4 protein-coding genes and 1 pseudogene are annotated in these 7,416 nt (G+C 59.9%); 1 reads left to right on the plus strand and 4 read right to left on the minus strand.

What is annotated here, in order from left to right:
- Window positions 1–227 precede the first annotated feature (227 nt).
- The 4 genes and pseudogenes from OKC27_RS22090 to OKC27_RS22110 all read right to left on the minus strand — a co-directional run bounded on the left by OKC27_RS22090 (window position 228) and on the right by OKC27_RS22110 (window position 5,615).
- Complete coding sequence (locus tag OKC27_RS22090) at window positions 228–3,440, minus strand: EAL domain-containing protein (RefSeq protein ID WP_270806713.1); 3,213 nt, start codon at window positions 3,438–3,440, stop codon at window positions 228–230.
- 85 nt (window positions 3,441–3,525) lie between these two features.
- Complete coding sequence (locus OKC27_RS22095; protein ID WP_043851129.1) at window positions 3,526–4,494, minus strand: substrate-binding domain-containing protein; 969 nt, start codon at window positions 4,492–4,494, stop codon at window positions 3,526–3,528.
- A 303-nt stretch (window positions 4,495–4,797) separates the two neighbouring features.
- Window positions 4,798–5,328 (minus strand): annotated as a pseudogene (locus OKC27_RS22945) (methyl-accepting chemotaxis protein); the annotation flags it as partial.
- On the minus strand, window positions 5,325–5,615 hold the full coding sequence (locus tag OKC27_RS22110; protein WP_043851119.1) for a nucleotidyltransferase family protein: 291 nt from the start codon (window positions 5,613–5,615) through the stop codon (window positions 5,325–5,327). The pseudogene OKC27_RS22945 and the gene OKC27_RS22110, both read right to left, overlap by 4 nt.
- Before the next feature lie 382 nt (window positions 5,616–5,997).
- Between OKC27_RS22110 and OKC27_RS22115 the strand changes: the two genes are divergently transcribed.
- Window positions 5,998–6,690 (plus strand): hypothetical protein, encoded by a 693-nt coding sequence (locus tag OKC27_RS22115; RefSeq protein ID WP_043851120.1) that lies wholly within the window; start codon window positions 5,998–6,000, stop codon window positions 6,688–6,690.
- Window positions 6,691–7,416: the final 726 nt, after the last annotated feature.

The following is a 7,416-nucleotide window of genomic DNA, read 5'->3' on the forward strand; positions in this document are numbered from 1 at the left end:
TACTGTTCGTTCAATAGACGACTGCACAACAGCCTTCAAACCGCGTTGTCTGGTGCAGTCGTCTTCTGAAAATGACAGCTATTCCTGTTACTGGCCGCAGCCGATGCGGCGCTGTATCAAGCCAAGCAGCGGGGGCGGAACCGCACGGAGATTGACGGTCTTTAAGTGTCCGGAAGCTACGACCGGTGCCGACTCCACCAAACCCGGGGCGATTCAGGGGGGATTCTCTATCGACAGTTTGATCCGCCTCCAGACGACGGCGCCAGGCTGCGCGGATCGTCCTTCAACAGGTATTCGAGGTGGACCAGCAGCGCGTCCCAGAGTGCGTGAAGTTCCGCCATACCGGCCAAAGCTTCGACATCGTGACCCTGCGAACGCCGCTTGAGCAAGTCGGCGGCCAGCGCGTGTACCCGGAGATGTAAGGTTTCAATGGTGGCGAAGGTTGCGGCGTGGCGCGGCTGATGGATGGTCTTGTCGAGCCACTGGCCGAATCGGCATTGATGATGATCGAGTGGCGGCGGCGCGTCGCGCCTGCCATCGAGGTGTTCCCCCAGGGCAACAATCCAGCCTCGATGCTCGACACCGGCAATCAGCACCGGCATCAGCTCGCGGTCGAGGCAGTGTGCATGCGCCCATCGTGGGTCGGGGCGCCAACGCTGGCGCCACGCAGGCAGATCGGCCGCCGCCATCGGTCGGGCGATGCCATAGCCCTGGCCCAGATCGCAGCCGAGCCGCAGCAGGGTTTCGCCGTGCGCCACCGTCTCCACCCCCTCGGCAATCGCCCTGCGCCGAAAGGCGGTGGCCAGCCCCAGTATTCCTTCTAGAATAGCGAGGTCGTCCGAGTCCTGCAGCATGTCGCGAACGAAGCTCTGATCGATCTTGAGCACTTGCGCCGGCAGGCGCTTGAGATAGGTGAGCGACGAATAACCGGTGCCAAAATCATCGAGCGCAAAACTGACTCCGAGCGTCGCGGATGCATCGATAACCGCGGAGACCAGGGCGATGTCTTCGAGAGCGCTACTCTCCAGCACTTCTAGCTCAAGATAGCCGCGCGGCACGTTCGGGTGCGCTGCCAGCAGGGCTCGCAGTTCATCCAGAAAACCGGCCTGCTGCAGATGAAAGCCGGAGATGTTCACGCTAACCGGTAAATCGACTCCCGCGTCCTGCCATGCCGCGATCTGGGTCAGCGCAGTGTCGATCACCCAGCGTCCCAGTTCCACTTCCAGCGGATGTTGTGCGATCGGCGGCAGAAACTCCACGGGTGCAAGCAGGCCCTGATCCGGGTGTTGCCACCGGATCAGGGCCTCGGCTCCGATCACCTCGCCGCTGCGCATGTTGACCTTGGGCTGGTAGTGAAGCACGAACTCGTTCTTGATTAATCCCTCCCGGATGCGCTCCAGGTGCTCGTGCTGACCGCGCAGACTTGCATCCCGTGCGGTGTCAAAAATATGGTAACGGTTCTTGCCCGCGACCTTGGCCTGGTACATCGCTTGGTCCGCCTGGCGCAGCAACTGATCGGGATCGACATCATCACTTTGCGGGTAGTGGGAAATCCCGATGCTGCCGGAAACCTGAACGACCACGCCATCCACCTTTACCGGTTGGGCGATGACGGACAGCAATCGATCGATCAGATCCTTCGCTGTACTCTGATTGCTCAGATCGGCAAGTACGGCGACGAACTCGTCGCCACCCAGGCGGGCGACGGTATCGCCCTCGCGCAGGCAATCCTTCATGCGCGCGGCAAGGGTCACCAACAGTTGATCGCCGACGTCATGGCCATGTACATCATTTACTGACTTGAACCCATCCAGATCGATATAAGCCAGTGCCAGCGGCAGGCCGCTGCGCCTTACCCGTACGATGGCCTGCTCGAGGCGATCGGCCAGCAGCACCCGGTTGGGAAGGCCGGTGAGCGGATCGAAGTGCGCGATATGCCTGAGCTGCTGCTCATTGTCCTTTTGCCGCGTGATGTCCGAGAACAGCGCCACATAGTGGGAGGTCTGCTGATCGCTCCCGCGCACGGCCGCGATTGCGAGTGACTGGGCGTACTCCTGTCCGGACTTGCGCATATTCCAGACCTCCCCCTCCCAGTACCCTCGGGTGCGCAGATCACGCCACATCTCGTCATAGAAAGCTCGATCATGGCGCCCGGAGCTGAGGATGCGGGGGTTGCGGCCGAGTACCTCGTTTCGGGGATAGCCGGTGATACGGGTGAAGGCGTCGTTGACCTCGATAATGTGGCCATCGGCATCGGTGATAACGATACCTTCACGGGCGTGGCTGAATACGCTTACTGCGAGTTGGAGCTTTGCGTCGGATTGACGCCGGACATTCAAACCATCCAGAAAGGCATTGAACCCGCGCGAGAGATTGCCGATCTCGTCATCGCCGCGCGGCGCCAGCGGCAGCAATTCGGCATCGGGCAGGTCGCGTAGTTGCCCGAAGCGTCTGGCAACATCACGAATCGGTTGCACCACCCGGCGCGCGAACAAGACCGCCCCCACGCCCACGATAAGGAGCGACACCAGCATCGCCACGGTGGTGGTCCGTCCAATGGCCTGCGCTGAGCGATACCGCGTTTCTTCCGGAACCAAGATCGCAAGTCGCCAGCCGGGAGCGTGCAGGGCGACTTGACTAATGAGTACTCCACTTGCAGCATTGATCGTTACCGTCGCGCTGTGTGCTTCGGCCAGCTGGGCAATCAACGCTGGTTCTGCGTGCGAGCCGAGGCGTGCTGGATCGGGGTGATATACGAGGCGATCACGCCCGTCCAACACGATCAGCAGGCGATCTTCGCTAACGCCTGCTTTGCTGAACTCGCGGCGAATCTGGTGTGGGTCGTAGTTGATCAGCAGCAAGGCGACCGGGACCTCGCGCGAAGTCGCCAGATCGAAACGGCGAATCACTCGGGCTACCGTTACCACCTGGCGGTGGGCGGAGTCACGATTGAGGTTGGCCTGCACACCTGCCCAATGTATCCGGCTGGGAGCGGCCAGGGTCTCTGCGATCAACTGTTCGCGCGCCGTTACATCCAGGTTATTTGAAACCAGGGTGTCGCCGACGTGGTAGTGACTACCCCCCAAGGTAAAAATGTCGATGGAGACAAGGCCGTCCAGGTTGATGTAATTGTTGAGCACGTAGCCGATCTGCGCCTGGGTGGCCAGGCGCGTGAACACATCGCCATCGGGCGGCTCAGCCGAGACCGCCTCGACAATCTGCTCAACCCCGCTGATGTTAGCGATCAATGCTTCGATCTGCGCCATCTGCCCGTTGAGCAGGGCAGCCTTGTCGTGAGCCTGTTGAATCGCACTGCTGCGCGTCTCATGTTCCAGAGCCTGGTTCGACAGGTGTATCGCCGATAAGCCCACCACCAACAGTGGCAGGATGCTAAGCACAATCAGGTAGACAATGAAGCGCTGGGTGAGGTTCAGCCGCATCCGCCCCCCACCCATGAGCAACGGGCCGACTCCGCCAAGGGAGCGGCGAATTTGATCGTCATGATGTTCAAACGCAATCCCGGGCCTACTTCGGCGCGCTGACCAGCGCCACATCGATCAGCGTTTCTGATGGCACTTTTTCGCCCTTGAGCAGGCGAATCGCATACAGAACACCTTGATAACCTTGCTCCGCCGAGCGCTGGTCGACGGTAACCGCTAGCTTGCCCTGATCGACCATGGTCCGGATTTCGGGCAAGGCGTCGAAACCGGCCACCTTGACCGAGCTCAGCCCATTGTCGCTCAAGTATCGCAAGGCCCCCAGTGCCATCATGTCGTTGGCGGCGAACAGCAGGCCGATGCCCGGATGCAGCTCGAACATTTTCCTGGTTACCTCATAGGCCTCATCGATCTTCCAGTTGGCGGTTTCACTGGCAACCACTCGGATCGCCGTGTTCTCTGAAAACGCACGCTCCGCACCTTGCTTGCGCGCCTGCGCATTCTCGGCACTACGAATGCCTTCGAGAATGGCTGCCGTGGTCGGCACTTCAATCCCTGCGCTCAGCGCCTTGACCGCGAGATAGGCCCCCTTCTCGTTGTCCACGCTGATAAAGGGCAGGCCGGCGAGATCCGCCACTGCGAGTTGGGTGGCATCCAGGCGGGCATCGATAATCACCACCGGAATACCCGCATCACGCGCCTTTCGCACCGCAGGAATCAGATGGTGTGCATTCGCAGGGGCGATCACGAGCGCATCGGCCCGCTTGTTCTGAACTAGATCTTCGACGATCGAAACCTGCTGTTCGAATGAGGTTTCCTGCGCTGCCGTCTTGACGATCAGTTCAATGCCGAGCTCAATCTCCGCCTTGCGCGCACCCTTCTCCATCTCAACGAAGAACGGATTGGTCAGCGTTTTCATGACCAACGCCACTCGCGGCTTTACAACGGGGGGCGGGGATGTGGAGATTGCGACCGCGGGTTCTCGATCGACACCCTCACCACACCCAGCAAAGACCAACGACAGGACCAGGAAGGCAAGACATCGGATCGGCCGCATGAGCGTCACTCTGGGAAAGGTGACAAATGTTACCAGCTTCTTTCCGACCGGCGGAGCAGCTTGACTGTGGCCACGATCTCGACCACTTCGGCGGTCCGTCTCTTGGAGGCAATCAGGGTGGCCAGCAGCAACGTAAGCGGTAACCGAGCGGCGTTCTTGCCTACTTCGAGCGCGGGTGGAGATCGGATCGAAGCGGATTGGCCGCGAAGTGTTGCTTCCACAGCCTTGGGGTGAGTTGCCGTCGACCGCGTGTTGGGTTTCGTTTTGTATACTCTGCGTCATTTGTCCGATTTCCTGTGTCGCTCTGGCGGTTCGCTCGGCAAGTTTGCGCACTTCGTCGGCCACCACGGCAAAGCCGCGCCCGGTTTCTCCGGCGCGAGCGGCTTCGATGGCTGCATTGAGCGCCAGCAGGTTGGTCTGGTCCGCAATGTCCTTGATGACACTCGTGACACGGCTGACTTCGCTGTGAAGGGCTTCATCGTCGGCGTCCTGGCGCACGGCAGGCAGTTGTTTCTGCAACGCCGGCAGCCATTCTTGTACCGTCTCCCACACCACATCGAGATTGATGGCGAAATAGCCGTGGGCCATGCGATTACGCATGTTGCGCATGCTGCGCCACGGCACATCGGGGTGCGCCTGGATAAAGCCGGCGTAGCCCTCCATCACTTTCGTAGCGGCCTCACCGATGATGATCAGGCTCATGATGACAGCCTGCTGGGTGCGCTTGTCGGCCAGGAAGTCGTCTTTGGTCAGCCCTTCCACGAAGCTGCACGCATCGGTTGCTGCCTGCTGGATGTGATCGAGGTAGTCGGGCAGTCGGTGGTTCTCGCTCATACCGATTGCGCTTCCGCGAGTACCTTGGCCCGAAACTTCGGCGGCAGATCGCCGGGCGTCAGCAAATCGACGGGAACGCCAAGCAAGGATTCCAGGTCGTCTTGCAGATCGCCCAAGTCCAACAACGTGGCACCCGGCAGCGCATCGACCAGTAGATCGAGGTCGCTGCCATCGCGGTCAGTACCATGCAGCACCGATCCGAAGACGCGCGGGTTCGCCGTGCGAAAACGGCTTACTGCTTCGCGCACTGCACTTCGTTTCATGTCGAGCACAACGGACGGTCGCATGGGTATCCTTTCTTATCGAAACTCATTGCAATGCTAAGGGGTCGAGAATAGCCTTTCAAGAACTATTTTCGAGAACCGCAATGCCTTGATTTACTGTGTCGCGCTGTCGTTTTCAGAAGACGGCTGCACTGAACGTCAGAAGCCGACTGCACTATAGCAGCGGAGGGGTTGGATCCATCAGGCAACGACGGGCTGCTGCCGGCCAACTGCTGCCGGTCGGCCTGTCTGTAGCGTCGTCACTCGAACGGCAGCTTCGCTCAGATTGAGGACGAGCCGGTGCCTTGAGAATTCGAGATGCTGACTTTATGACATCTTTCAGGTAATTTTCGCGTTCGACGTCCTCGTGCGGAATCTCTATTCGGTTGCGAAGGAAGGGAGAACTATGAATCGAGTCATTGCAGTCATCTATGGTGTTGCAGGCCTTTGGTTTCTGCTGCTGGCCAGTCCTAGATCCCTCGGAGAAGCTGCCGTCAAATATGCGTTCGCCGCAATTTTGTTGTTCTTTGCATACCGGCGTTTCCGCGCCTCCTCGAAGAATGCGGCCGAGTATGTCAAACAGGAAGATGGCGCTTGGCTGCAGTTGACAGTTGTTCCCGCTGCGCCGCCCATTCTCTGGTTTCCTGCCGTGCTCTCGATCATCCTGGGCGCAGGCGTCGTGGGAAGTGGAATGGCTTACCTGTGGGTCCTGGGCTTGATCTTCGCTTTGCTGACATGGCTGGTCTTGCTGCAGGACCACCGGGGTGGCAATCCCACGGCACCTCGCCGTTTTCGCGTGAATCCAGAAGGCATTGAGACCGACGGAACCTTCTTGCGTAAGGACGACATTCATGACCTGCGCATCAGGAACAAGTTCGCTGGGGGCGTCGAGATCGTTTACGACGCGAATCAAGGCATTCCCACCGGCGTCACGATGGGGCTGGCGGGTCGGCGAGCACTTGCCGAGGTGGCGTATCGGGTTGAAGTCGAAGCTGCCGGAAAGGCTTATGTGCTCGCTGCCGGACTGGATGAGGTCACTGCCAAGGGCGTTGCCACTGAGATCGGCAAGGCGTTGAACTTGGCCATGCCGGCATCATGAGCAAGGCGCCTGGTACCCTCCAGACGTCCGTCACGAGGGCAAAGTGGGCTCAGTGCCGGATCATCCTGCTATGCCTCCTGAGTGCAGCGTGCAATCCTTCGCCTGAGCTCCAAGCCTCCCGAGACGTCCGCGCAACGACAGCGCAAAGCCTCCGGCAGGTGGCTGTCCTCCCGCTGCAGCGCGGCTACTACGTCGCCAGCGATACGCCTTGCGCCAAAGCCTCGAACGCCACCCTCTTGCTTCTGAGACGGAATGGCATCGGCGGAGCGCGGTATTTCTGCGAGTTCAAGCGTATCGAGCAGACCGGTCCAGCCACTTATCGCGTGGAAGAAGAGTGCGCCGATTTCCAGGGGGACGCGCCGGAGACTCGGCATCTGCAATACATACTTGATAATGACTCCCGCTTCTTGGCCAAGGAGCAGGACGTCGTCGCTCTTGACGCTCGGTACTGTGCCCAGTCGGAATTGCCTCTCGAGTGGCGTAACACGGACATCGAGTCCGAAATCGAATGAACACCGCCATTCTGTTCAATGGAAGGGGCGTCCGTCATACATCCGATACAGTTGCGAGCGGAAAGAATGTCGCTCGCGAACGGCCGGTTCCTGCAGGACAAAGCCCTTCAGCCGTTGTGTCAGCGACTGGCTGGTCCGGGTCGACACCGGTAATCGGATCGTTGCCGCACTGAACAGCGCCCCGTTCCAGGTCGCCTCCATTTATGCGGCTGAA

Source organism: Aeromonas sp. QDB62, from assembly GCF_027705695.1.
Taxonomy (GTDB): domain Bacteria; phylum Pseudomonadota; class Gammaproteobacteria; order Enterobacterales; family Aeromonadaceae; genus Aeromonas; species Aeromonas allosaccharophila.

What these genes read in the sequence shown, in the direction of transcription:
- OKC27_RS22090 (WP_270806713.1), bottom strand. Translation starts at nt 3,440, where the DNA reads ATGCGGCTGAACCTCACCCAGCGCTTCATTGTCTACCTGATTGTGCTT.
- OKC27_RS22095 (WP_043851129.1), bottom strand. Translation starts at nt 4,494, where the DNA reads ATGCGGCCGATCCGATGTCTTGCCTTCCTGGTCCTGTCGTTGGTCTTT.
- OKC27_RS22110 (WP_043851119.1), bottom strand. Translation starts at nt 5,615, where the DNA reads ATGCGACCGTCCGTTGTGCTCGACATGAAACGAAGTGCAGTGCGCGAA.
- OKC27_RS22115 (WP_043851120.1), top strand. Translation starts at nt 5,998, where the DNA reads ATGAATCGAGTCATTGCAGTCATCTATGGTGTTGCAGGCCTTTGGTTT.